Raw genomic sequence first — 25,194 nt, 5'->3', positions numbered from 1 at the left:
GTGCTGGTGCGGAACGTCAGCTCGCGGCGCAGGACGGGTTGAGTCCCGATCCGTTGCCGGTGCCCTGGAAACCGAACTCGGTGGACTGGCCGGCGGGCACGTTGGCGTTGTAGTCCACATTGGTCCAGCTGACCGTGCCGCTGGTGCCACTGCGGTTGGCGCTCCAGGAGTTGGTGACCGTGCCGTTCGACAGGGTCGTCGTGACCCGCCAGCCGTGCAGCGCGGCGGATCCGGCGGTGACCTTGATCGTGGCGACGAACCCCTCGGCCCACTGGTTCAGCGACACCGTGGCGGTGCAGTCACCGGGGCCAGGGCCGGGACCGTTCGACGTGGTGGTCGTGGTCGTGGTGGTCGTCGTCGGGCCGGGGCCGCCCGCGTTCAGCGCGTCGAGCACCGCCGTGTACGCGGGCTTCTTGGCGCCGGAACCGGTGAACAGCAACGGGTTCTCGCCGCCGCGCCACGAGTCGGTGTCGCGGATGCCCCACGTGGTGATGCCGGCGCAGGCGCGGACGGCCATGCAGGCCTTCGTCACCACACCGTAGGCGTTCGCCTGCTGGTTGCCGGCGATGTCGAGCTCGGTGATCTGCACCTCGACGCCGAGGTCGGCGAAGCGCTGGAGGTTCGCCTGGTAGTCCCCCGGCGGGTTGTTGGTCAGGTGCGACTGGAACCCGACGCAGTCGATCGGCACACCGCGGGACTTGAAGTCGCGCACCATGTTGTAGATGCCGGTGGACTTCGGGTTGACGCCGTCGGTGTTGTAGTCGTTGTAGCAGAGCTTCGCGCCGGGGTCGGCGGCACGGGCCGCGCGGAACGCCGCCTCGATCCAGTCGTTGCCGGTGCGCTGGAGGTTCGAGTCGCGCCGGCCACCGCTGCCGCCGTCGGCGAACGCCTCGTTCACCACGTCCCAGGCGTAGATCTTTCCCTTGTAGTGGGTGGCGACCTGGGTGACGTGGTTCATCATGGCCTGCCGCAGGTCGGAGCCTTCCATGCGCTGCGCCCAGCCCGGTTCCTGCTGGTACCACAGCAAAGCGTGGCCGCGCACCCGTTTGCCGTTGCTCACCGCCTGGTTGAGGATCCGGTCACCGCCGGAGTAGTTGAACTGGCCGCGGTTGGGCTCGGTCGCGTCCCACTTCATCTCGTTCTCGGCGGTGACCATGTTGAACTCGGTGTTCAGCAGGTTCACGTAGGTCTGGTCGCCGAGCTTGCTCGCCGCGACGGCGGTGCCGAAGTAGCGGCCGGACTGCGCCGCGGCGGCGCCGAGGGTGGTGGCCGCGTTCGCGGTGGCGGTCACTATGAGCGTGGCTCCGAGTGCCACCGCGGCGACTGTCGAGACGATCGGGACTAGTGACACTGACCTCGATGTCAGTTTCATCAACACACCTTCGGGAACGTGCCCGGAATGCGGGCGTGACGGGTAGGTCATGCAACTGAGAACGCGCCCGAACGGAGTGTGGCAGCTTCATGTTCACGCTCACAAGAAGGTGTGGAGCACTCATCGGGCAGATTGAGCTGAATGGGCTACAAAAACAAGGGAGCGCTCCCAATTTGCATGTCGAATGCTGTCGAACGCGTTCTGGTCAGGTGTGGCGAATCGATTTTGCTAAAGTTAGCGCTAACATTTTTAGCGTTGACTCGTCATGGTGCCGTGGCTACGTTGACCAGGGCCCGAACTCGCTTTTCCCGGCGGCGCCCCGCCGTTGGTGAGAGCGCTCTCACGCCCGACCTGTTCCCGCACCAGCGACGACGCTGTGAGGACCTGAATGAGAGCAACCGATCCCGCACGAGCCGGCGCCTGCCCGCCGGCTGGTGACTCCTCGTGCCGGCCGCGCCACGCGCCCGGTACCCCGAGAGGCGACAAGACGACCCGCTGGAAGCTCGCGAGTGGCGCGTGCGCCGCCGTCGGCGTGCTCGTGGCGGGCACCACGGCCCTGGCCGTGGGCGGCGGCGTCGCGGTCAACGCCGCCGAGTCGGCGTTCTACGTGGACCCGATGAGCTCCAGCGCCAGATGGGTGGCCGCCAACCCCGGCGACTCGCGGGCGGCGGTCATCCGCGACCGGATCGCCTCGGTGCCGCAGGCGCGCTGGTACACGACCACGAACACCTCGTCGATCCGCTCGGAGATCAGCTCGTTCGTAGGCGCGGCCGCCTCAGCGGGGAAGATCCCGATCCTGGTGGTCTACAACATCCCCAACCGCGACTGCGGCGGTGCGAGCGGTGGCGGAGCGCCGTCGCACCAGGCGTACCGCGCGTGGGTGGACGAGGTCGCGGCCGGGCTCGCCGGGCGGGCGGCGACGATCGTGCTGGAACCGGACGTCCTGCCGATCATGAGCAACTGCCAGAACGCGGACCAGCAGAACCAGACCAAGGCGTCCATCGCCTACGCGGGCAAGAAGCTGAAGTCCGGCTCCTCGCGGGCCAAGGTGTACTTCGACATCGGGAACTCCGCCTGGCTCAACCCATCGGAGGCGGCGAACCGGTTGCGGGGCGCGGACATCTCGAACAGCGCCGACGGCATCTCGACGAACGTGTCGAACTACCGCTCGACCTCCGACGAGGTGAACTACGCGAAGAACGTGCTGAACGCCGTCGGCGACGGCCGTCTCAAGGCCGTGGTGGACACCAGCCGCAACGGCAACGGCCCGCAGGGCACCGAGTGGTGCGATCCACCCGGTCGCGCGATCGGCACCCCGAGTACGGTGAACACGGGTGACTCGAGGATCGACGCGTTCCTGTGGGTCAAGCTGCCGGGGGAGTCGGACGGCTGCATCGGACCGGCCGGGCAGTTCGTGCCGCAACGGGCCTACGAGCTGGCGATGGCGGCAGGGCCGACCACCACGACGACCACGACCACGACCACCACGACCACCACGGGCAACAACCCCGGCGGCGGCTGCCTGGCGAGCCATCGCGTGGTCAGCCAATGGCAGGGCGGCTACACCGGAGAGATCGTGATCGAGAACCGGGGATCGGCGGTCACCGGGTGGACCTTCACGTTCTCGGCTCCCGGCGTGACCGTCACGAACGGCTGGAACGGGACGTGGACCGACACCGGTGACGTGGTCCGCGTCGTCAACGCCGACTGGAACGGCTCGCTGCCGGCCGGCGGCAAGCTGACCCTCGGGTTCAACGCGAACTACAACGGGTCCGCGCCACCGTTCGCGTCACCGGCGTTGAACGGCGCCGCCTGCTCCTGACCTCCTGGCGACAGGAAAAAACGGTTCCCCGTCCCAGGCATCGGCCGGGACGGGGAACCGTCGCGTGTGGACGATCGGCTCAGCTCGCCAGGCCGACGCGGCCCCAGTACGGGTGGTAGTTCCGCCACGACACCCAGACCTTGGTCAGGTTGTCCTGGTGCACGTCGATGAACCCAGCGCTCTGCGCACCGCGCGAGCAGTCGCCCGACGAGTAGAACGTGAGGTCGGGAGTCGAGTCGTTGTCGACGTGCACGCTGGAGCTGTACGACTGGCCGGACGGCAGGTTCCGCAGGCAGACGCGCGAGCCAGGGGCGCTCGTGTTGTTCGAGCGGTCGATCAGGACGCTCTTGGTCTCCGAAGGCACCTTCGAGAAGGCGACGAGGTGCTGACCGGCAGGGGAGTCGGCGTGAGCGGCGGGGGCCAGGGCGAGCGCGGCCGCCGCGGCGGCCACGGCGACGGCGAGCGCCGAGCGCTTCGCGACGAACTTCGGCATTTCTGGTCCTCTCGGAAGGTGACAACACCGAGAGAGTGACACGGCGAATTCCGAAGTTCATCGGTGCGAAAGCGGTCCACGCTCAGACTTCATCAGTCTTCGGAACGTCTTCCGCAGAAACCCGTGTGCGGGGCCGGGTGAACCCCGGCCCCGCACACGGTCGTGCTGGTCAGGCGCGCAGGCTCCACTGCTGGTTCGCGCCGCCGTGGCACGTCCAGAGCTGGATCTGCGTGCCGTTCGCGGTCCCGTTGCCGCTGGCGTCGAGGCACAGCCCGGACTGCGCGCCGGTGACGCTGCCGTCGGCGTTGAGGTTCCACTGCTGGTTCAGGCCGCCGTGGCAGTCCCAGAGGATCGCCGCCGTGCCGTTGGCGGTGCCGCCTCCCGAGGCGTCCAGGCACTTGCCGCCGATCGTGAACTGCTTGGCGGACGTGTAGTTCCAGCGCTGGTTCGCGCCGCTGCCGCAGTCCCAGAGTCTCGGCCTGGTGTTGTTGCTCGTGGCAGCGACGTCGAGGCAGCGGCCCGACTGGGTGCCGACGACGGTGACGTTCTCCTTGCCGCCGCCACCACCGCCGCCAGGTCCCGCGTTGGCCATCACCGCCTGGGCCCCGGCCGGCCAGTTGCCGTTCGACACCACGACGTTGCCGTTGACGACGTTGCCGCGGTCGCCGTTGGAAATGTTGCTGCTGCCGTTGGTCGACCAGTTGTTGGTGAGCGTCCAGTTGCCCATGTTCTCGCCGCCGCCGTAGTTCGCGGTGGCCCACGTGCCGGTGGCGGAGAAGACGTTGCCGGTCGCGCGGTAGTACTTGGAACCCTCGTCGAAGTAGAGGCCGAAGAATCCGTTGGTGCGCAGGCAGTAATTGCCGCTGATTTCCGCGTTCGGGTTCCAGCCGAGCGTGTAGATGCAGCCGCCGTCGGTCATTTGCTGCATCACGTCGTGGACGTAGTTGTTGAGCAGCTTGTTGCCGGACGCGGTCGTGGGCGTGGAATAGCGAGGCTGGTAGTTGTACAGGCCCCGGCCGGCGTAGTGGTTGCTGCCACCCGCGTCGTTGGAACCCCAGCCGTAGCCGACGTTGATGCCGGAGTACGGCAGGTTGTAGATCTCGTTGTTGGCCACCGTCGCGTTGGTGACGTAGGTGTTGAGCACCGAGACGATGCCCCGGTACTCGATGCCGAGGTCGTGGATCCGGCTGTAGCTCACGGTGATGTCGCGGTTGACCATCCGCTGGTCGCTCGGGTGGTGCGCGTCGGCGCGCACGCCACCGACCACGACGCCGCCCGCCGAGTTCTGGGCGATCTCCGACCGGGTGATCGTGATGCCGGACGCGCCCAGGCCGACACCGCTCTCGTGCGCGTTGGCGTCGTTGCCGATGCCGATCGCGGTCTGCCCGAGGTTGACGAAGCGGGAGTCGGTGAAGGTGATGCGGCTCGCCGCGGAGATCTGGACGGCGGCGGGCATCTGAGACCAGTGCGGCCGGACCGCCTCGAACGCCTGACAGCCGCTCTTGCACGAGTTCAGCCTGTCGGCGGGCCAGTTCCAGTTCCCGGAGATGTAGGCGCCGGTCTGCTGGTCGGCGAAACCCTGGTTGCTGCTGGGACCGAGCCACGAGGTGCCGGTGAACGTGATGCCGCTGAACGAGATGTCGTGCGCGGGCGCGTCATAGGTGCCGCCGACGTCGACCAGTGACTGCAACGCCGGCAGCTCGACCTTGACGTTGCTCATGTTCTGCCCAGGGCGTGGGATGTAGTAGAGGACGCCGGTGCCGGGGTTGAGGTACCACTCGCCCGGTGAGTCCAGGAACTCGTACGCGTTCGCCAGGTAGAGCGGTCCGGCGCGGAACGGGTTGTTGAGCGTGTCGTAGCCGAAGGTGTTGTTGTTCCACGCGGGTTGCTGCATCGTGAGGAAGTTGCCGCCGATGCTCTGCACCGGGGAGTACCTGTCGGTGAACGAGTTGACGCTCTCCACCTCGACCCGGTTCTGGTTCGCCAGGTTGTTCAGGTAGCTCAGCGCACCGTTCGAGAACCGCATGCCGGTGTCGGTGAAGGTGAAGTCGGAGCGGTTCACCTGCGTTCTCGCTCGAGTCGCGATCGTGCCGTCGACGTAGAGCTGGCGGCTGTCGAGCCCGGTGCCGACGTTCGCCCGGTAGATGTTCTTGCCGGCGTCGGCGACCGACCAGCCGGTGACCGCCCTGGCACCGCTGATGACGGGACGAGCCGACGCGGCGGCCTGCCACAGCACGCGGAATCCGTTGCCGCCAGAGTCCGCCGCCGTGAGCCGGAACGGTTGCGAGAGCCGGTACACGCCGTCGGCGAGCTCCACCACGATGTCGCCGGACATCGTGCTGTTGAGGGATCTCACGGCGGACTGAGCGGCCGGCAGCGAGCACGGCGCGGTGGCGGTGCAGGCGGTGCCCGTGCCCGAAGGGGAGGCGTAAAGGGTCGTCGTGGCGGCGGAGGCCGGGGGAGCGGTGGCGATCGACGCGGTCACCACCACCGCGACGGCGGCGAGTGCCGTTCGCCGCCGCGCTGCGGGGAACGAGGACGTGGACAAGGGACCTCCTGTGGTGGAGAACGTGGCTGGATCGGCCTCCCGCGGCGGCGGACAGGGCAGCACGTGTCCTTTGCGGATGATCAGCGGCGTGCGCCCTTGCGGGTTCGCCGCACTATCCTGTCCATTGTGGACGAATTAGTGGGTACGCCGCGAGTGCGTTCAGTCCCGCCAGGGGCGCTCGTGCAGACGGCGAAACGGTGTGCACCCATCGCGAACGTAACTCGTATGACGTGTGACGTCAATGGTGTTACGTATACTGTGGGGTCCAGATCAACCGCCGTGGCGCAACGGAGTCGAACATGACAGCGACAGGTCGGCAGCCGCAACAGGGTACGTCCGCGACCCCGGAGTGGACGCGGAGACCGGCCAGCCTCGCCGCGGCGGTCACCGCCGAGCTGGTGCAGCGGATCGTCCGGCGCAGCTATCCCACCGGCATGACCCTGCCTCCGGAGCCGGTGCTCTGCGAGACCTTCTCGGTGAGCAGGACGGTGATCCGCGAGGCGGTGAAGGTCCTGCAGGAGAAGGGCTTGGTCACGGTGCGCCAGGGCTCCGGCACGACGGTCAACCCGCCGGTGCAGTGGAACATGCTCGACGAGCTGGTGCTCGTCGCCACGATCGCCGAGGACGAGAGCCTCGCGGTTCTCGACGACCTCGTGGTGACCCGGCGGTTGCTGGAGTCCGACATGGCGCAGGTCGCCGCGCGCACCGCGGGCCGCGACACCGTCGAACGGTTGCGGGCGCTGGTGGACCGGATGGACGAGCTCGTCGACGACGTCGCCGCCTACGAGGAGCACGACCGCATCTTCCACGACGCGATCATGCTCGCGTCGGGGAACCGCATCGCCCGCGGCGTCGTGCGCTCGCTGCAGTCCCAGGCCATCAACACGGCCGGCTACCGCGGTGAGAGCGGCCGCGAGCTGTGCGAGGCGTCGAACGCCGGGCACCGGCGCGTCTGCGAACGGATCGCCGCGCAGGACGCGGCCGGTGCCGCGGACGCCATGTTCACGCACATCACCGACGCGTGGCTGGTGCGTCGAGGTGAAGCCGGGGATCCCGGTCGTCTGAAGCGGTGAGAGCGCTCGCAGGACGGTCCCTCCGCCCAGGTCGTCCTGCGAAAGCGGTTGCTCACAGGCATTTCAGGTAACCCCGGCCGGCAGATGCGGCCGGGCTCGCACGGCAACGGGAGGCGGATCCGCGGTGGGACGGACGCGCGTGACACTGGCCGACGTGGCGGCGGCGAGTGGAGTCTCGGTCACGACGGCGTCTCTGGTGCTGACCGGACGGGCGCGCGAGCTCCGCATCTCGACGGAGGCCGAGCGGCGGGTGCGTTCGACGGCGCAGCAGCTCGGCTACCGGCGCGGCTCCCTGACGGCGGGGCCGCGCGCCGGACGGTCGCAGACGATCGGGTTCGTGTCCGACACCGTGGCGTCGTCCGGGTGGGCCGGCGACATGGTCAAGGGCGCGGTGGATGCCGCGTACCGGCACGGGTTCATGTTGTTCGTGGGGGAGTCGGGCGGCGACCCGCTGGTCGAGCGGACGCTGGTCGACACCATGCGCGAGCGGCGCGTGGACGGCGTGGTGTTCGCGTCCACGCACACCAGGGCGGCCGCTGTACCGGACGTCCTGTACGACGGGCCCGCCGTGCTGCTCAACGCCACCCCCGCCACCTCGGCGGCCGTTCCGTCGGTGTTGCCGGACGAGGTGCAGGCGGGCCGATCGGCCGCGCGCGTCCTGGTCGAGGCGGGGCACGACCGCGACATTCACCTGATCGGCGCAGGGCCGGGGATGTGCGACATACCGTCGCACGGCATCGCGGCCGCCGACCGGCTGCTGGGCCTGCGCGAGGTGTTCACGGCGGCGGGAGCGGAGGTGGCCGGCGCGCGGTGGTGTCCGAAGTGGACTCCCGAGCACGGCTTCGAGGCCACCGCGGCGCTGCTGCGCACGCATCGGCCCAAGGCGCTGGTGTGTCTCAACGACCGCCTCGCGTTCGGTGCCTACCAGGCACTCGCCGAAGCGGGGCTCTCGGTACCGCACGACGTCTCGGTGATCGGTTTCGAGGACCATCCCATCGCCTCGTGGATGCGGCCGCGGCTGGCCACGGTCGCCCTGCCGCACTACGAGCTCGGCGCGTGGGCGGTCAGGGTCCTGGTGGACCTGGTCGTCCGGCGCGGGCGCGGCGCCCGCGCGCCGATGATCCACCGGGTGCCGATGCCCGTGCGTGAGGGTGGCTCGGTGGCGGCGCCACGCGAGTGAACCGGATGTTCACGCTAACAGCGCAAGCCTCGCTTCGATCGATTCAGATCGTGCTCTGTTCGGCTTCCCTTGTGTCGAACGGGAATTCGACGCTGTCGAACGGCTCGCGGCTAAACGTTAGCGCTAACATTTAGCTTTGACCGGCTGTGTGCGCCTCGTTACGTTGAATGCATGCCTAGCCCGCTCAAAGCGCTGTGCGGAGCCCTGATCGCCGTCCTGCTGACGGCGTCGCCCGCGGTGGCGGAACAGTCCACTGCGGATCCGGTGCGGGTCATGCCGCTCGGTGACTCGATCACCCAGGGTGGCTCGATCGGCGGCTACCGCCTGGATCTCGGCACCAAGCTGCGGGCGGCCGGCCGGAGCGTCGACTTCGTGGGGTCGTTGTCGGACGGTCCTTCGTCCATGCCGGACCGCAACCACGAGGGTCATCCCGGCTGGACCATCGCGCAGGTCGACGCGAATGTCGTGAACTGGCTGCGCACCTACACCCCGCGCACGATCCTGCTGCACATCGGCACCAACGACATGTACGGCAGTGATCCGGCCGGAGCGCCGCGGCGACTGTCCGCGCTGGTGGACAAGATCACCGCTCAGTCGCCGTCGGCGGAGGTGTTCGTCTCGACGATCATCCCGATCCGGTTCGCCGACGCGACCGTGCGCAACTACAACGCCGCGATCGTGCCGTTGCTGCGGGCCAAGGCGGCAGCGGGCAAGCGGGTGCACGTGGTGGACATGTACCCGGCGGTGCCGATCTCCGACCTGCCCGACGGCATCCACCCGAACGCCGCCGGTTACAGCAAGATGGCCGCGGTCTGGTTCAACGCCCTGTCGGCCGTGCCGGGCAGCATCGGTGACCCGGCGCCACCGCAGCCCGGCGGACCGTGCACCGCGACGCCGGTCGTGACCGGCACCTGGAACGGAGGCTTCCAGGGCGAGGTCACCGTCGCGAACCCCGCCGCGTCGGCCATCTCCGGCTGGACGGTCCGGTTCACCCTGCCCGGCGGCCACGTCGTCACCCAGATCTGGAACGGCGTCGCCAGCGGGTCGGTCACGGTCACCAATGTGTCCTACAACGGCACGATCAGCCCCGGCGGCTCCACCACGTTCGGCTTCATCGCCTCCGGTTCCGGTGCGCCGGCGATCGGCACCGCGACCTGCTCCAGTCCGTGAACCCTGCCTGAAGATCCCTCCGACGCCGAAGGGTGATCATGTTCTTCGCACGACTGTTCGCATCGCGGCGAGCCCGGCTCGCGGTCGCGGCCGCGGTCCCGCTCGTCACCCTGTCCGCGATCACCGCCGTGACGCTGCCTCCCGCGGCGGCCGCGCCGGGTTGTTCGGTGTCCTACTCCGCACCGTCCACCTGGGACGGTGGGTTTACCGCGAACGTGGCCGTCACCAACCTCGGTGACGCGATCGACGGTTGGACGCTCACCTGGAGTTTCGGCGCCGGTCAGCAGGTGAAGCAGGCGTGGAACGCCGAGGCGTCCCAGTCCGGTGCCCAGGTGACGGCTCGCAACGTCTCCTACAACGCGACGATCCCGACTGGTGGCAAGGTCGAGTTCGGGTTCAACGGGTCCACGAGCGGGACGAGCAACCCGAACCCCACTGAGTTCACGTTGAACGGCACCCTGTGCACAGGCGACGTCGGACCCACCACCACCACGACAACCACGACCACGACGGGGAATCCACCGGCCGGAAACCTGCCGTCGAGCTTCCGGTGGTCCTCCAGCGGTGCGCTGATCAGTCCCAAGCCGGACTCGGCGCACCCAAACGTCTACTCGGTCAAGGACCCGAGCGTCGTGTACTACAACGGCAAGTACCACGTGTTCGCGTCGGTCTACACCACCGGCTACAACATCATGTACACGAGCTTCACCGACTGGTCGCAGGCCGCCTCGGCACCGCACCACTACCTCGACCGCACGGCCGTCGGTGGTGGCTACAAAGCGGCGCCGCACGTGTTCTACTTCGCGCCACAACGCCTGTGGTACCTGGTGTACCAGACGGGATCGAACGCGTCGTACTCGACGACCGCGGACATCTCGAACCCGTCGTCGTGGTCGGCGCCGAAGAACTTCTACGCGAACGGCATGCCGCAGATCATCCGCGACAACATCGGCAACGGCTACTGGGTCGACTTCTGGATGGTGTGCGACACCGCCAAGTGCTACCTGTTCTCGTCCGACGACAACGGGCACCTCTACCGGTCCGAGACGACCTTGGCGCAGTTCCCCAACGGGTTCACCAACACCGTGATCGCGCTGCAGGACTCGAACAAGAACCGGTTGTTCGAGGCCTCCAACGTCTACAAGGTCGCAGGGCGCAACCAGTGGATGCTGATCGTCGAGGCGATCGGGTCGGACGGCAGGCGCTGGTTCCGCACCTGGACCGCTTCGTCGATCACCGGTCCGTGGAGCCCGCTGGCCGCCGAGGAGTCGAATCCGTTCGCCCGCTCGAACAACGTGACGCTCCCAGGTGGACAGTGGACGCGCGACTTCAGCCACGGCGAGATGATCCGCGCCGGTGTGGACCAGACGATGGAGATCAACCCCTGTCAGCTCCGCTTCCTCTACCAGGGCATCAATCCCAGCGCCGGCGGTGACTACAACAAGCTGCCGTGGAAGCTCGGCCTGCTGACCCAGACCAACTCGACCTGCTGACTCCCGAGACCGACGCCGCCGGGAACCCGGATCCCCGGCGGCGTCACCCCTGCCTGAGAGGGACCGACGATGCCCACCCGGCCAAGAAGACTGTCACACCTCGTCGCCGCGGTGCTGGCGGCGATCGCGACCATCACCGTCAGCCCTGGTGCCACGCAGGCCGCGCCCGGCAGCCCGGCGCTGACCCCGCCGCTGGGCTGGAACAGCTGGAACAGCTTCGGGTGCGGCATCACCGAGGCCCAGGTGCGCCAGGCGGCCGACGCGATGGTGTCCTCCGGCATGCGCGACGCGGGCTACCAGTACGTCGTCGTGGACGACTGCTGGTTCGACCCGCAACGCGACTCCGCGGGCAACCTGCGTTCGCATCCCACGAAGTTCGCGAGCGGGATGAAGGCGCTGGGCGACTACATCCACGCGCGTGGCCTGAAGTTCGGCATCTACCAGGTGCCCAACGAGAAGACGTGCGCGCAGGGCACCGGCGCGTTCCCGGGCGCGACCGGCAGCAAGGGCCACGAGGCGCAGGACGCGCGCACGTTCGCGTCGTGGGGCGTCGACTACCTGAAGTACGACTGGTGCTCCGGCGCGGGCACCCGTGACGAGCAGGTCGCCCGGTTCTCGATCATGCGCGACGCCCTGCGCGCCACCGGCCGCCCGATCGTCTACAGCATCAACCCCAACAGCTTCCACGCCATCACCGGCGACCGGTACAACTGGGGCGAGGTCGCCGACCTGTGGCGGACGACCGAGGACCTGCTGGACATCTGGCAGAACGGCAACGTGAACAGCTATCCGATGGGCGTGGGCAACGTCCTGGACGTCACCGCCCCGCTTGCCGTCCAGTCCGGACCCGGCCACTGGAACGACCCGGACATGCTCGTCGTCGGCCGGCCAGGGCTCTCGCTCACCGAGTCGCGCTCGCACTTCACGCTGTGGTCGCTGCTGGCCGCGCCACTCATGGCGGGCAACGACATCCGCACCATGTCCGGGGACGTGAGCGCGATCCTGCGCAACCCGCGCCTGATCGCGGTGAACCAGGACCGGCTCGGTGCCGGCGGTCGCCGGGTGCGCGACGACGGCAACACGGAGGTGTTCGCCAAGCCGCTCTCGGACGGCTCGGTCGCGGTCGGACTGTTCAACCGGGGCTCCGGCACCGCGACCGTGTCCACCACGGCCGCCCAGATCGGCCTGTCCGGCACCGGCTTCACGCTCACCGACCAGTGGACCGGCGGCACGTCCACGACTTCTGGTGCGATCTCCGCATCCGTTCCCGCGCACGGCGTTGCCGCCTTCCGGGTCACCGGGGGCAGCCCGATCGCCGGCACCACCGCACGGTTGCGCGGTGCGGCGTCCAACCGGTGCGTCGACGTGGAGAACGGCTCCACGGCGAACGGTGCCAACACGGCGATCCAGGACTGCACCACCGCGGCGAGCCAGCAGTGGACCTCGTGGCCGAACGGTGAGATCCGCGTCTTCGGCGACAAGTGCCTGGACGCCAACAACCAGGGCACCACCAACGGCACCCGCGTCATCAGCTGGCCGTGCAACGGTCAGGCGAACCAGCGCTGGACGGTGGAGGCCGACGGATCGGTCCGCAACGCCAACGCCGGTCTGTGCCTGGACGTGGAACGCTCCGGCACCGCGAACGGGTCGCGACTGGTGCTGTGGACCTGCAACGGCCAGTCCAACCAGAAGTGGTCCCGATCATGAGGCGCGCTCCGGCCGCGGCGACCCTCGCCGCACTCACCCTGGTGGCCGGAGGGCTCGCCGCGAGCACGGCCGCGCAGGCGGCCCCCGGCTGTTCGGTCACCTACGCCAGGACCTCCGAGTGGCAGGGCGGTTTCGGCGCGTCCGTGTCGATCACCAACACCGGTGACGCGATCACCGGCTGGAACCTCGAGTGGACCTACGCGGACGGCCAGCAGGTCGGCCAGCACTGGAACGCCGTGATCACGCAGAGCGGCAACCAGGTCAGCGCCCGCAACGTCTCCTACAACGGTTCCGTGCCGACCGGCGGCAAGGTCGAGTTCGGGTTCAACGGCACGTTCTCCTCGGCCAACCCCGATCCGGTGTCGTTCCGCCTCAACGGTGTCGCCTGCAACGACACCGGAACTCCTCCTACCACGACGACCACAACTACAACGACCACCACGCCACCGCAGGCCGCCTCGTTCAAGAACCCGGTGGTGTGGCAGGACTTCGCGGACGGCGACATCATCCGCGTGGACGACACGTACTACTACTCGGCGTCGACCATGCACTACTCGCCGGGAGCGCCGATCCTGCGCTCCTACGACCTGGTGAACTGGGAGTACGCCGGGCATTCCGTGCCACGGCTGGACTTCGGAGCCAAGTACGACCTCAGCGGCGGACGTGGTTACGTGCGCGGGATCTGGGCGTCGTTCCTGAACTTCCGCAAGAGCAACAAGACCTACTACTGGGGAGGGTGCGTCGACTTCGCGCAGACCCACATCTACACCGCCGCGGCGGTGGACGGGCAGTGGTCCAAGCTGTCCACCATCAACAAGTGCTACTACGACGCGGGCATGCTGGTCGACGACAACGACACGATGTACGTCGCCTACGGCAACACCCAGATCAGCGTCGCGCAGCTCTCACCGGACGGGAAGTCCGAGGTGCGCTCCCAGCAGGTGTTCCAGACCCCGTCGAACATCGGCACCCTGGAGGGCTCCCGGTTCTACAAGCGGGGCGGCTACTACTACATCTGGGTCACCAGGCCCGCGAACGGCCAGTACGTGCTGAGGGCGTCGAGCCCGTTCGGCCCGTACACCGTCCAGCAGGTGCTGCTGAACATGCCGACACCGGTCCAGGGCGCGGGAGTGCCGCACCAGGGCGGTCTCGTGCAGACGCAGAACGGCGACTGGTACTACATGGCGTTCATCGACGCCTATCCCGGCGGCCGCGTGCCGGTGCTCGCGCCGATCACCTGGACCGCGGACGGCTGGCCGCGCATCACCACGGTCAACGGCGGCTGGGGCGCGAACTACCCGGTGCCGAACCTCCCGCCGCCACCACGCCAGGTCAAACCGATGACCGGGGTGGACACGTTCGAGGGCACCAAACTCGGGCCGCAGTGGGAGTGGAACCACAACCCGGACACCACGAAGTACAGCGTCGACAACGGTTTGCGACTCTCCACGGCGACCGTCACCAACGACCTGTACAACGCCCGCAACACCCTCACCCACCGCATCCAGGGTCCGTCGTCGACCGCGACCGTCGCGCTCGACGTGACCTCGATGCGCGACGGCGACCGCAGCGGGCTTGCGATGCTACGCGACTCGTCGGCGTGGATAGGCGTCAAGCGCGACAACGGCCGCAACCGCGTCGTCATGGTCAACGGGCTGACCATGGACGGCAACTGGAACACGACCGGCACCGGCACGGAGATCGCGAGCGCGAACCTCACCGGGAACCGGATCTGGTTGCGCGCCAACGCCGACATCCGTCCTGGCAGCGGCAGGCAGGCCCGGTTCTCCTACAGCACCGACGGGGTGAACTTCACCTCGCTGGGAACCGGCTTCACGTTGAAGAGCGACTGGCAGTTCTTCATGGGCTACCGGTTCGGCATCTTCAACCACGCCACGCAGTCGCTCGGCGGTTCGGTCGCCGTGTCGAGGTTCGAGCTCACCACTCCCTGATGTGCGAAGGACCCCGCGCCGATGTCGGTGCGGGGTCCTCGCATGCGATGACGCCGTTCGCCCGCAACGCCAGGTCCAGCGCGCGCAAGCCGTGATGCAGCCGGGACTTCACCGCGTCCTGCGGCAGCCCCAGCACGTCTGCGAGCTCGGCGACGGTCTCGCGGCGGTAGCAGGCCCGGGTGATCACCTCGCGGTGTTCGCGCGTGAGCTGTGACAGCGCGTCCGCGATGAGCCAGGTCTCGCGGGTGCGGTCCACGAAGGTCTCCTCACGTGCGCCGCCGCACCGGCCGAGGTGGCCGGTGCGGCGGTGGTGGTGGTTCAGGCGATCAGCCGGTTCCGCATTTCTTGCCGTTGATGGTGAACGCCGCCGGATCGGCTCCGGTGCCGGAGGCGTTGAATCCGATGTAGACGGACTTGCCCGGGTCGATCTGCGCGTTCCACGGCATGTTGGTCGCGGTCACGTCGCGGCCGGACTGGTTCCAGTTCGCCGACCACCCCTGGGTGATCCGCTGGGTGCCGGGGAACGCGAACGCGAGCTTCCACCCGTTCCACGCGGTGGTGCCGGTGTTGGTGAGGGACACGTGCGCCGTCAGGCCGCCCTGGTACTTGCTGGCCTCGTAGCGCACCTCGCAGTCCGGCTTCGTGACGGGCGTCCCGGACTTCTCCGCCGCCCAGCTAGAAACCCAGGCGAGCGCGGAGTTCCAGTTGACCGCGACCTCGTTCACCGAGTAGGCGCCGATGTCGTCGACCCAGCACTTCTGCTGCGGGCAGCCGACGAGCAACCGCTGGACCACGGGGTCCTGCAGGCCGCTGTTCGGGCCGCCGGAGAGCGATCCCGCGGGTGCGGTCGGCAGGGTGGGGTCGTTCTGGTGGGCCCAGAACCGGTGGTGCACGTTGTGGACGGCCTGGTCGCCGTAGCCCGCCACGTACGAGGTGCTCAGCGGGTTGCGGCCGAGCAGGTAGTGCAGCGCCTCGAACACGCCGTCGCGGTACTTGGCCGCACCGGTGAAGTCGTGTGCCAGCGCGAGCACCTGGGCGTTGTTCAGCACCCCGGAGTTCGAACCCCACACGTAACCGTCGGTGCTGTTGTCGTACGGCGTCGCGTAGCCCATGGTGGCCATCGCGGCCAGGTGCTGGTCCGCCACAGAAGTAAACGCGGCCTTGATCGCCGCGACGTCCGCCGCGGGCAGACCGTTGGGCACCAGGGCGAGCGTGATGTCACCCAGTGGAGCCGTGCCGCCCCAGAAGAAGCCCGCCCTGGTCAGGCCGGCCGCCTTGTAGTGCGGGGAGGAGGTGACGTCGGTCCGGTAGGTGGCGTCACCGGTGGTCGTGTACAGCTCCGCTGCGGCCCAGTAGAACTCGTCGCTCACGGTCTTGTCGTCGTACGCGCCGCCGCCCACGTTGTCGTTGGGGTCGGCGAGCTTGGCGGGGTTCGCCTTGGCCGCGGCGTACGCCTTCCGCGCTGCGGCAAGGAGTTTCGCCGAGTAGGCCGCGTCGATGCCGCGCCAGAGCCGGGAAGCCTGTGCGGCCACCGCGGCCAGGTTCAGCGTCGCCGCCGTGCTGGTGGCGGACAGCCGTCGCACCTGGTCGTCCAGTTCGGGACGGGTGGGCAGCGCCGTCCAGGCCGCGTCGTGCACCTTGTGGTGCGCCATGCCGTCCGGTGCCTGCATCTTCAGCAGGAAGTCGACCTCCCAGCGCGCCTCGTCGAGGAGGTCGGGCACGCCGTTGGACTTCTCCGGGATGGCCAGCGTGCCGTCGCGGAACGCCGAGGGGTCACCGACTCGCGTGGCCCGCTCGTAGGAGTTGAGCAGCTGCCAGGCCGCGATGCCGCCGTTGACCACGTACTTGCCGTGGTCGCCCGCGTCGTACCAGCCACCGCGCACGTCCAGCGTGTAGCCACAGGCGAGATCGGCGCGGCACGGCACGTTGTTGTCGCCCTGGTTGGGCGCGACGTTGACGTGACCGGCCGGGCGCGCGTACTCGGCGCCCACGTACTGCGCGTCGATCGCGATGCCGCTGCGCTGGTGGTAGAAGAACGCGAGAGAGTCGTAGCGCAGCTTCTTTACCGGGTCGGCGGAGATGTCGAACGGGAAGCTGCTGTCGGCGCCGACGGACAGCGTGTACCCGGTGCCCGGCGTGTCGAACGACGAGAAGTCGATCAGGTGCACCGAGTCGCCGGACGCCGCGTCCGCTCCCCTCGGCGTGGTCTGACCGGTCGCCACCGCCGCGCCCGCGGAGTTCTTGAGGGTCCACGTCTGCGGCGTGGTGGCCGTGGAGACGAGGGTGGCGCGCTTGGGCAGACCCGGCACGTACGCCACCAGGTCGACCTGAACCTTCTTGGTGGGGTTGGGGTTCACGCCACCGGGTGGCTTGACGCCGCCGACCAGCGACACGTTGTCCACGCAGATCGTGTTGTCGGTCGCCTGGCCGCCCAGCTGGAAGGCGACCTGGCCGTTGCCCGCGTCCGGGAAGTCCAATGTGGACGTGAACGTGAAGGTGTAGTGCTGCTTCGCGGTGGTGAGCGCGAAGTCCTGCTTGGCGATCCCGCGATAGGGGCTCACGCTCTCGCCCGCCGCCGCCGCGATCGTCTGCGCGGCGGTGGCGTGGGCGTCGAACGAGAAGGTGTAGGACTGCCCGCTCTCGAACGGGACGCCGTTCTGGCCGACCAGAGCGTCCCAGGGGTTGGTGGTTCCGCCGGTGACCGCCGCACACAGCTCACCGCCGGTGATCCGGTTGGTCACGCCGGCGCTGCTCCACCAGGGGTCGGCGGCGCCGGTGTCGAACTTTCCGTTGAGCACGCGCTCGTAGTCGGCGGCGAGGGCTGTGCCTGCCGCGGGAAAGGTGGTCGCGGCGAGTGTCACCACCAGCGCGGATGCGAGCAGGCCTAGGGGTTGCGATCTCATGTCGTGAGGTTCTCCGTCCTCGTCGACGGGATTTCTGGGAGCGCTCCCACATGACCGTAGGGTGAGCTGAATGGCCCCGACAAGCGCCCGTTCAGCCCAACGACCACTGCTGGTTGCTCGCGCCGTGACACGTCCACAGAATGATCTTGGACCCGTTGGCGGTGGCGGCGCCGTTGACGTCCAGGCACAGGCCGGACTGCGTGCCGGTGATGGTGCCGTTGGCGTTGAACTGCCACTTCTGGCCCGCCCCGCCGTCGCACGGTGTGATCACCACTGCGGTGCCGTTGCCGGTCTGGTTGTTCCTGGCCCCCGCGCACCTGGTGCCGTCTCCGCTGTAGACGGTCAGCTGACCGGACGCTGTGCGTGCCCAGGTCTGGTTGGTTCCGTTGTTGCAGTCCCAGATCTGCAGCTGGGTTCCCGCCGCGTTGCCGTTGACGTCGAGGCACCTGCCGGAGCCCAGCCCGCGGATCGCACCGGTCGTGCCGGTGCCGCCCGTGCTGTAACCGGCCGCGATGATGTTGGCCTGCACCGCGTTCTCGGTCGCGTCGGACGGGTAGCCTGAGACCATCGCGCCCTCGTAGAAGGTGCCCGCGCTGAGGTTGGCGCCACCGTCCGGTTTGCAGCAGTCCCCGCCGCTGCCGAGGATGATCGCGCCCTGCTTCCTCATCGGACTGTAGCCGGAGGGGAGCGAACCGTCCCACAACGTCGTCATGTCACCGGACTGCGCGTTGCCGCCCTTCATCGCGAACCGCGATGTCCCGTTGTTCTTCAGCATCGCCGTCACGAACTTGTTCGGAAACGCTCGCTGGGCGGGGTTCCACGACTTGCTGCCGCCGGGGAACAGCCCCCACTCGAGGTCGGCCTGGACCCAGGGCCCTGTGCCCTGGCATCCGCCGAACCAGCACTGCGTGCTGAAGTTGATGGCGTCCATCGCCCCGGCCGCGTCGGCCTTCCTGGTCGTCTCGCTGTTGCCGTAGTCGAAGCAACAGCCGCCGTTGACGTGCGTGCCGCTGGTGACCATGTACATGCCTTCCGGCGCACTGCCGGTGGGGACGCCGCTCAGGTGGCCGTCGCGCCAGTAGCTGTTGCCGGGGTTGATGTAGAGCGAGTAGGCCTTGCTGCCGCCGACGGTCAGCGACTCAGAGGTCGCGGTCGCGGGCCTGCTCTGAGGTGAGCCGGGAACGACGCTCGAACCCTGGTACCACAGGTCGTTCCCGCGGCCGGACTGGTCGTAGACGACCGTGATCACGCAGGACGTGCCGGCGCAGAACGCGTCCTGGGTCGCCCCGTCCGCCGTTCCGCCCGCCGCCAGCACGGCGATGTTCCTGGTCGTGTTGTCCGACGAACGCCGGACCTGGTAGAGGTTTCCGTTGTACGAGCCGTAAAGCGCTCGCACGGTGCTGTGCGCGGCGACGCACGGTGTGCCGCCGGAAGCGTAGATGTCGCACGGCCCGGTGGTGGCCGCCGACGCCGGTGGTGATGATGAGGTCATCGCCGCCACCGGCATCACGGCCAGCAGCACCGCCACGCACATGCCCATCGCCTTCGCTGTCATGAGCCGCTCCACTGCGTTGTGTGGCAACCATGTATCTGACTCATCCAGAACGTCGACTCACGAAGTTCGTGGTCGCTGCACGCCCAGATAACACACATGAGAGCGGTCTCAGCGCGAACGGTCAAGGCTGAGACTGACTTATCCTCCGATCCTCCCAGTGGGGCGCACCCGACTGCCGGAGTGCGCCGACTGTCCTAATTGGACTGTCCGCCGATGCGGGCGCCCACGGCGGCGAGAGCGGCCTTCACCGGCTGGAAGAACGTCACGGCACCTCCGCCGCGACAGTCACCGCTGCCGCCGGACGTGAGGCCGATGGCGTCGCCGTTCGCCGAGAACAGCGAGCCGCCGCTGTCCCCGCCCTCCGCGCACACGGTCGTCTGGATGAGCCCGGTGACGGTGCCCTCCGGGTAGTTCACGGTGGCGTTGAGCGCGGTGACCCGGCCGGTGCGCAACCCTGTCGTGCTGCCCATGCGCGAGACCTGCCTGCCCACCCGTGCGTCCGCCGCGCGCACGATCCGGACCTTGCGTCCCTGACCGGTGTCGACCTCGCTCGGCGCCTTGGTGTTGCGGTTGTCGTACGTGAGCAGCGCGAAATCGCCGTCGCCGGGGAACGTCGCCTCGGCAACGGTGGCCGCGGGCCTGGCACCGGCGGCCAGGGACATCTTCCGCGCGTTCTGCACGCAGTGTCCGGCCGTCAGGAACGCCGGTCGCCCGTCGGACGTGGTGACGTTGAACCCGAGCGAACAGCGGCTCCTTCCCGCGAAGATCGCGTCACCGCCCTCGGCGAACGGCCGGAACACACCGGACGTCCGCGTCAGGCTCGCCTTCCCGCCGAACGAGTCCACAGTGGACACCAATGTGTCCCACTGCTGACCCGTGACTGTGCTGTCGGCGGTCACGAGCACCTTGTTCGTCCCCGGATCGACCGCCCACGCGGTGCCCGGCACGGCTGCCTTCTCCCGCAGCGCTTTCGTGACCGCCAGCGGCGCGTCGCCGTCGTCGGGGGCCGCGTAGGTGTTGGTGATCGTGACCGCGGTGGCGGCCACGACCAGCACTCCGATGACGGCCGCCGCCGGCTTGATCCCACGGCTCTTCCAGTGCCTGCCCAAGGGTGACCTCCCGGGTTGTCGCGAATCCACTACGGAGGCCTACGGCCGCGGTCGATTCGCCAGTTCACCGGAAGAGACGAGGGGATTTGGTCAAGTCGCCGATCGTCTCGACGTCATGGGCTGCCCCAGAGCCGCCAGGTCTGGTTGAGCTCGCCGCTCTGCCCGGAAGGCTTGCAGGCCCACTGGATGATCCGGGCACCGGCCGCGGCGGAGACTCCGTTGACGTCGACGCACTTGCCGCTGTGCCGCGCGACGAGCTGGTAGTCGTGGGGGTCGTTGCCGGCGTAGGTGACCTTTCTCAGCGCGTACTGCTGGCTCGCCGAACCGGGGGAGCAGGTGTTCTGCGCGACGGTGGCGCCGTCTGCAGCCGAGGAACCGCTGACGTCAAGACACTTGCCCGACAACTGGTTCACGACGGTGTAGGTGTCGGCCACGCCCGCCACCGGGGCGAAGTTCCACAGCTGCTGGTCGCCGCCCTCGCAGTAGAACTGCTGCTGCGGGTTGCCGTCGGCGGCGCTCAGGTTCGTGTTGTCCAGGCACTGCTGGGAGTGCTGGGCGGCGGCGACCGTCTGGAAGCCGGGACTGCCCGGCGGGAGCAGCGTGATGGTGAACGTCTCGTCGGCGTTGTTGTGCGGCACGGTGACGGTGGTCGCGTTGCCGTTCAGCGTCACCACGCTGTTCTGCACGGTGACGGGTCCCTGGACGGCGCCGCCGTTGTTGTACGGGATGCGCTGGACGAGGACTCGCACCTGGTTGTTCTGCACGATGCCGGTCGTGGTGTCCAGGCGCTGCAGGGCGACCGCGACGTTGCCGGTGGTGCTGCCGCCGCCGACGAGGACCTTCGCCACGCCGTTCGCCTTCGTGGCGAACGAGTCGTACGACTGGCTCGGTGTCGTGGCGACGATCTCGCCCGTCTGCGAGGCGTAGAAGCGGTAGACCCACCACTCGCCCTTGGGCTGGTGCTGCCCTGCCGAGTTGCGGACGAGCAGGTTGCCGAGGTCGTTGTGCAGGTTGCCGGAGCTGGCCCAGTTGGCGCGCAGGCCGTCCGCACCGGCTCGTTCGAGCCGCGCGATGTACCACGAGCCGTCGCCGGGGTTCTGCTCGTTGCCGGCGCCGTACTCGTTGATCTGGTACGGCCGCGGGTGCGGGATGCCGCGCGAGTCGAGCGTCTGGTTCGCCGTCGCGACGTTCGACACCGGGTCGCCCGGCAGCGAGTGCCAGCTGATGATGTCGGGCACGACGTTGTTGGCGCGCACGAAGTCCAGGTACTGGGTCCACCAGCCGCCGGTGGACGGCACGCCCGCGATGCTCGGCCCGACGATCAGGTGCGTGGGGAACGCCGCCCGGACGCGCTGGTAGGTGCGGCGCCACAGTTCGAGGTACTGGGACTGCGGCCGGTTCCAGAAGGTCGTGATGTTGGGTTCGTTCCAGAGGTCCCACTGCACCGGCGCGCCGGTCGCCCGCACGTCGTCGATCAGCCGGGTGAGGAAGTTGTCGTAGTCGGTCCAGTTGCCGTTGTCGCCGGGGAAACGCGAGATCGGGTACCCGTCGGCGCCCCACAGGTCGTGGGCCAGCAGGACGAACTCGCCGCCCAGTGAACGGGTGCGCAGCAGCTGGGCCCGCGTTGAGTTCCACCGGCGGTCGTACTTGCCGGAGACCCAGCCGCCGGGACTGTCGAGCTGGGCGCCACCGGCCCGCATGTACCGGAACTTGACGTCCCGGAAGAAGTGGTCGGCGGGACCCGTGCCGTTCTCCGTCATGCCGTAGATCCAGCCGGAGGCGCGGTAGGTGGGGGTGCCGTTCGTGGCGGAGAAGTTGACGCTGATGGACTCGTTCGCGGCATTGGCCGGTGCCGCCGGGAACGCGAACGCCGATGCGAGTACGGCGAGGAGGACCGTGCTGGTACGTCGTTGAACCATGAGGACTCCGAAACAGGTCAGGGGAGACGAGAGTCGAACCGGTTCGATCGAGAATTGAAGCTACGCGCGGTGCGTCTCTTGAGGCAAGGGCATGAGCAGTCGAACCGGTTCGTTCGACTGTGGCATCGACCTTCCCCGCTCGTCGCGGACGCGGAAGGGCCTCCGAACAACGCGGAACTCGGTCGGAATGCCTTGAGAAGCGCGGACGTGGATCTCGAGACTGCTGGTGTCGTGTCGTGTTGTCGCAGGAGGTCTTGTGCACGTCGGATCAGGCAGGACGGTGCGCGCGGCAGGAGCCGCCGCCCTCGCGGTGAGTGCGGCGGTCGCTCTTGGAGTCGCACCCGCGAGCGCCGCATCGGTTACCTACGACATCTCCACCGGCCAGTACGGACCGGCTCGGCCCAGGTACGAGTCGGCGGTCGCCAGGACGCGACCCGAGGCCGACCGGCGATGTGTCGCCGAGTTCGGGTTCCGTGCTCGCGGGGCCGACCCGGTCAGGCTCTTCGCCGCGGTCGCGGACGAACCCGACGAGACCGAGTGGTTCGTGAAGTGGACGTGCACCAGCAACTGAGCACCAGGGCAGGATCGCCGGACGATCCGCGTCTCAGACCCGGACGATCTGCCACTGCTGGTTCGCGACACCGTTGGCGGGCCACCCGATCACCTTGGCGCCATCGGCCTTCGAGCTGCCGTCGACGTCCGCGTACCACCCGGTACGCACGTTGACGAGGTGGACGTACCCGCCGCCCGCGTCGACGACCTTCCACCACTGGTTGTCGCCGCCGGTGTCGGCTCGCTGCTCGAGTTGCCCACCCTGGACCGTCCCGCCCGACAGCAGGAGGCCGCTGTGCCGCGCGGAAAGGCGCGACGAGCCGTCCGCGTTGGGCAGGAGCTGCCACTGCTGGTTGGCGCTGCCCGACGACGTCCACTGGATGACCTTGGCGCCCTCGGCCGTGCTCGCGCCGCTGACGTCGAGCGCCTTGCCGCTGTTGCGGTTCACCAGCCGGAACCAGCCGCTCTGCAGCGACACCGAGACGTCCACGCGCTGTCCGGCGGCGAGAGTGAGCTGCCGTGCGTGCGGGCCGAGCGGTGACGGGGCGACCGGCGCCGTCGTCGTCACGGACGTCATGCCGCGACGGCTGATGAGGGTGACGGTCTGGTCGATGTCCGAGGTGATCGACGCGGAGACCGTGCGGGCGGCGAGATCCCAGCTGAGGCTGTGCACGTGGATCCGGCCGCGGGCGCGCAGGCCGGTGATCGTGCCCTTGGTGAGCTGTCCTGGCAGGGCGGGCAGGAGCTCCAGCACACCGGGCCGGGAGTAGAGCAGTGCCTCGCCCAGCACGCCGGGGATCGCGTTGGCCGCGTCGGCGTTGTAGATGTCGAGGTTCGGGTTGTGCGACGTCATCAGCGACCGGAAGACCATGTTGTTGCCGATGATCTTGCGCAGGTTGTCGTAGACCTTGCCGCCGTCCTTGAGTCGCGCGCCCGCCAGTGCGCGGTGCAGGCTGCCGTGGGCCGAGATGTTCTGGTCGCCGCGGACCTCCAGTGCCCGCAGCCCGGTGCGGACGAGGTTGGGAGTCTCCTCCGGGTTGATCTCGTGCAACGGCCAGGCGCCGTACAGGTGCTGCACGTGCCGGTGGTCGTACTGGTCGTTCAGGCCGGGCCACGACCACTCGGCGAGCGCGCCGTCGCCGTTGGTCCGGTAGCTGGGCATCTTGGCCAGCAACGCCTTCCAGCGCCGCACGCCGTCCTGTTCGACGCCGAGCGTGGTGGCGGCGAAGATCGCGGCCTGCAGGGCGTGCTTGCCGGCCATGATCTCACCGGTGGCGTTGACGGACAGCGCCACGCCGGTGTTGCCCGGCGCGTTCTCCATCGAGAACGACGGCACGAACACGACCTTGCCGCTGGAGTCGGTGCGGGTGAGGAAGTCCTCGTAGAACAGCGCGAGCTCCATCAGCGCCGGACCGAGCTGGTCGCGCAGGAACGCCTGGTCGCCGGTCACCTCGTAGTACTCGAGCAACGGGTAGAGGCCCGGCCAGCTGCTGTCGAAGTGCAGCATGTGGCCGTACTCGCCGTCGGTGCGCGACGGGGCGAGAAAACCGCGTGCGCCGTAGAGGTTTCGCGCGTTGGTGCGCCAGTGCGCGAGCTGGCCGAGGATCAGGGTGAAGTAGCCCTGCATGGCCTCGGTCGTGTCGAGGATGTTGCCGCCGGCGACCTGGAGGTTGACGTTGGCGTCGGTGGTGAAGTCGTCGGCCCAGGCACCCGACCACGTGCCGGTCCAGATGCCGGTCAGCCGCGGCGGGAGGACACCGCTGGAGCTGATGAACAGGTAGCGGCCGGAGTCGTAGAGCCGTTCGAGCAACGCGAGGTCGATGACGCTCTTGTTGTTGTTCTGCCGGGTGATCAGCTCGCTGGTGGACAGCCTTCGGTCGGCGTCGGAGACGTTCAGGTCCAGCCGCGAGCGGTCGTAGATCTCGGTGTGGATCGCGGTGTGCCGGGAGAGCAGTGCCGCGTAGTCGGTACCGATCGTCGCCAGTGCCGCGTGCAACGGCTCGGCGTCCCAGGCGGGCGACTCGTAGCGGTCGAGTTTGGTGAGCAGCAACAGTTTTGTCGCGCCGGCCACGACGATCGTGGCGCCGTTCGCGGTGACGGTGCCGCCGGTGGCGACGACCCTGGTGACGCCCTCGTAACCGAACGCGCCCTGCCCGGACGGGTAGGTGCCGCGCAGGTTCAGGTGGCCGTTGCCGTTCGAGATGGTGGCGAGCGTGGCGTAGGTGACGCTCGACGGCGCGCCCTCCAGTGCGGTGCTGACGCTGAGCGTGGTGTCGATCGTGCGGCCGGGTGCCGGCAGCAGCTCGTGGACGATCACCTTGTCGGCGCGGGAGACGAATGCCCGCC

General features: G+C 68.6%; 17 protein-coding genes. 8 read left to right on the top strand and 9 right to left on the bottom strand.

Annotation, left to right across the window (positions count from 1 at the left end; all coding sequences use genetic code 11):
- Window positions 1-16 precede the first annotated feature (16 nt).
- Window positions 17-1,372: an endo-1,4-beta-xylanase gene (locus UK23_RS34865; RefSeq protein WP_196778017.1), complete on the bottom strand. Its 1,356-nt coding sequence runs from the start codon at window positions 1,370-1,372 to the stop codon at window positions 17-19.
- 388 nt (window positions 1,373-1,760) lie between these two features.
- Here UK23_RS34865 and UK23_RS34860 point away from each other — a divergent pair, with 388 nt between their 5' ends.
- The gene (locus tag UK23_RS34860; protein WP_082115216.1) at window positions 1,761-3,194 is read left to right on the top strand and encodes a glycoside hydrolase family 6 protein; all 1,434 of its coding nucleotides are present in this window, start codon (window positions 1,761-1,763) and stop codon (window positions 3,192-3,194) included.
- 79 nt (window positions 3,195-3,273) lie between these two features.
- Here UK23_RS34860 and UK23_RS34855 read toward each other — a convergent pair whose 3' ends face one another.
- Entirely contained in the window at window positions 3,274-3,687 is a 414-nt protein-coding gene (locus tag UK23_RS34855) for a hypothetical protein (RefSeq protein ID WP_045315994.1), read from the bottom strand.
- Window positions 3,688-3,856: 169 nt separating this feature from the next.
- Window positions 3,857-6,235, bottom strand: coding sequence for an RICIN domain-containing protein (locus tag UK23_RS54170; RefSeq protein WP_231114819.1), 2,379 nt, complete (start codon window positions 6,233-6,235; stop codon window positions 3,857-3,859).
- 299 nt (window positions 6,236-6,534) lie between these two features.
- Here UK23_RS54170 and UK23_RS34845 point away from each other — a divergent pair, with 299 nt between their 5' ends.
- From UK23_RS34845 to UK23_RS34820, 6 genes are all read left to right on the top strand, one after another.
- On the top strand, window positions 6,535-7,308 hold the full coding sequence (locus tag UK23_RS34845) for a FadR/GntR family transcriptional regulator (RefSeq protein WP_082115215.1): 774 nt from the start codon (window positions 6,535-6,537) through the stop codon (window positions 7,306-7,308).
- Between the two features lie 139 nt (window positions 7,309-7,447).
- A complete protein-coding gene (locus UK23_RS34840; protein ID WP_045315993.1) occupies window positions 7,448-8,488 on the top strand; it encodes a LacI family DNA-binding transcriptional regulator in 1,041 nt (346 codons plus the stop codon).
- A gap of 171 nt (window positions 8,489-8,659) precedes the next feature.
- On the top strand, window positions 8,660-9,658 hold the full coding sequence (locus UK23_RS34835; protein ID WP_045315992.1) for a cellulose binding domain-containing protein: 999 nt from the start codon (window positions 8,660-8,662) through the stop codon (window positions 9,656-9,658).
- A gap of 38 nt (window positions 9,659-9,696) precedes the next feature.
- Window positions 9,697-11,151, top strand: a complete 1,455-nt coding sequence (locus tag UK23_RS34830; protein ID WP_082115219.1) for a non-reducing end alpha-L-arabinofuranosidase family hydrolase — start codon at window positions 9,697-9,699, stop codon at window positions 11,149-11,151.
- A gap of 69 nt (window positions 11,152-11,220) precedes the next feature.
- Window positions 11,221-12,858, top strand: coding sequence for a glycoside hydrolase family 27 protein (locus UK23_RS34825; RefSeq protein ID WP_045315991.1), 1,638 nt, complete (start codon window positions 11,221-11,223; stop codon window positions 12,856-12,858).
- On the top strand, window positions 12,855-14,810 hold the full coding sequence (locus UK23_RS34820; protein WP_231114818.1) for a family 43 glycosylhydrolase: 1,956 nt from the start codon (window positions 12,855-12,857) through the stop codon (window positions 14,808-14,810). Before UK23_RS34825 ends, UK23_RS34820 begins: the two co-directional genes overlap by 4 nt.
- Here the strand turns inward: UK23_RS34820 and UK23_RS34815 are convergent.
- The 5 genes from UK23_RS34815 to UK23_RS34795 form a co-directional block, all read right to left on the bottom strand.
- Window positions 14,797-15,066 (bottom strand): sigma factor-like helix-turn-helix DNA-binding protein, encoded by a 270-nt coding sequence (locus tag UK23_RS34815; RefSeq protein ID WP_052685333.1) that lies wholly within the window; start codon window positions 15,064-15,066, stop codon window positions 14,797-14,799. The genes UK23_RS34820 and UK23_RS34815 overlap by 14 nt on opposite strands.
- 70 nt (window positions 15,067-15,136) lie before the next feature.
- Window positions 15,137-17,713 carry a glycoside hydrolase family 9 protein gene (locus UK23_RS34810; RefSeq protein ID WP_156213605.1) on the bottom strand — a complete coding sequence of 859 codons (2,577 nt, stop codon included), beginning with the start codon at window positions 17,711-17,713 and terminating at the stop codon, window positions 15,137-15,139.
- A gap of 91 nt (window positions 17,714-17,804) precedes the next feature.
- Window positions 17,805-19,268: an arabinofuranosidase catalytic domain-containing protein gene (locus tag UK23_RS34805; RefSeq protein WP_045316001.1), complete on the bottom strand. Its 1,464-nt coding sequence runs from the start codon at window positions 19,266-19,268 to the stop codon at window positions 17,805-17,807.
- A gap of 194 nt (window positions 19,269-19,462) precedes the next feature.
- Window positions 19,463-20,377 (bottom strand): S1 family peptidase, encoded by a 915-nt coding sequence (locus tag UK23_RS34800; RefSeq protein WP_052685332.1) that lies wholly within the window; start codon window positions 20,375-20,377, stop codon window positions 19,463-19,465.
- 113 nt (window positions 20,378-20,490) lie between these two features.
- Window positions 20,491-22,296, bottom strand: coding sequence for an RICIN domain-containing protein (locus UK23_RS34795; RefSeq protein ID WP_045315989.1), 1,806 nt, complete (start codon window positions 22,294-22,296; stop codon window positions 20,491-20,493).
- Window positions 22,297-22,552: 256 nt separating this feature from the next.
- On the opposite strand from UK23_RS34795, the gene UK23_RS34790 reads away from it, so the two are divergent.
- Window positions 22,553-22,867 (top strand): hypothetical protein, encoded by a 315-nt coding sequence (locus UK23_RS34790; protein WP_045315988.1) that lies wholly within the window; start codon window positions 22,553-22,555, stop codon window positions 22,865-22,867.
- Between the two features lie 33 nt (window positions 22,868-22,900).
- Here the strand turns inward: UK23_RS34790 and UK23_RS34785 are convergent.
- On the bottom strand, window positions 22,901-25,194 hold a 2,294-nt coding region (locus UK23_RS34785; RefSeq protein ID WP_045315987.1), incomplete at its 5' end, for a glycosyl hydrolase family 95 catalytic domain-containing protein.

The organism is Lentzea aerocolonigenes, from assembly GCF_000955955.1.
Lineage (GTDB): Bacteria > Actinomycetota > Actinomycetes > Mycobacteriales > Pseudonocardiaceae > Lentzea > Lentzea aerocolonigenes_A.
This window is presented reverse-complemented; position numbering and strand designations above follow the sequence as displayed.

Excerpts from the sequence above, each read along its gene's own strand:
- UK23_RS34805 (WP_045316001.1), bottom strand. The coding sequence starts at position 19,268 with ATGACAGCGAAGGCGATGGGCATGTGCGTGGCGGTGCTGCTGGCCGTG.
- UK23_RS34795 (WP_045315989.1), bottom strand. The coding sequence starts at position 22,296 with ATGGTTCAACGACGTACCAGCACGGTCCTCCTCGCCGTACTCGCATCG.
- UK23_RS34865 (WP_196778017.1), bottom strand. The coding sequence starts at position 1,372 with ATGAAACTGACATCGAGGTCAGTGTCACTAGTCCCGATCGTCTCGACA.
- UK23_RS34810 (WP_156213605.1), bottom strand. The coding sequence starts at position 17,713 with ATGAGATCGCAACCCCTAGGCCTGCTCGCATCCGCGCTGGTGGTGACA.
- UK23_RS34825 (WP_045315991.1), top strand. The coding sequence starts at position 11,221 with ATGCCCACCCGGCCAAGAAGACTGTCACACCTCGTCGCCGCGGTGCTG.
- UK23_RS34855 (WP_045315994.1), bottom strand. The coding sequence starts at position 3,687 with ATGCCGAAGTTCGTCGCGAAGCGCTCGGCGCTCGCCGTCGCCGTGGCC.
- UK23_RS34860 (WP_082115216.1), top strand. The coding sequence starts at position 1,761 with ATGAGAGCAACCGATCCCGCACGAGCCGGCGCCTGCCCGCCGGCTGGT.
- UK23_RS34845 (WP_082115215.1), top strand. The coding sequence starts at position 6,535 with ATGACAGCGACAGGTCGGCAGCCGCAACAGGGTACGTCCGCGACCCCG.
- UK23_RS34820 (WP_231114818.1), top strand. The coding sequence starts at position 12,855 with ATGAGGCGCGCTCCGGCCGCGGCGACCCTCGCCGCACTCACCCTGGTG.
- UK23_RS34835 (WP_045315992.1), top strand. The coding sequence starts at position 8,660 with ATGCCTAGCCCGCTCAAAGCGCTGTGCGGAGCCCTGATCGCCGTCCTG.
- UK23_RS34830 (WP_082115219.1), top strand. The coding sequence starts at position 9,697 with ATGTTCTTCGCACGACTGTTCGCATCGCGGCGAGCCCGGCTCGCGGTC.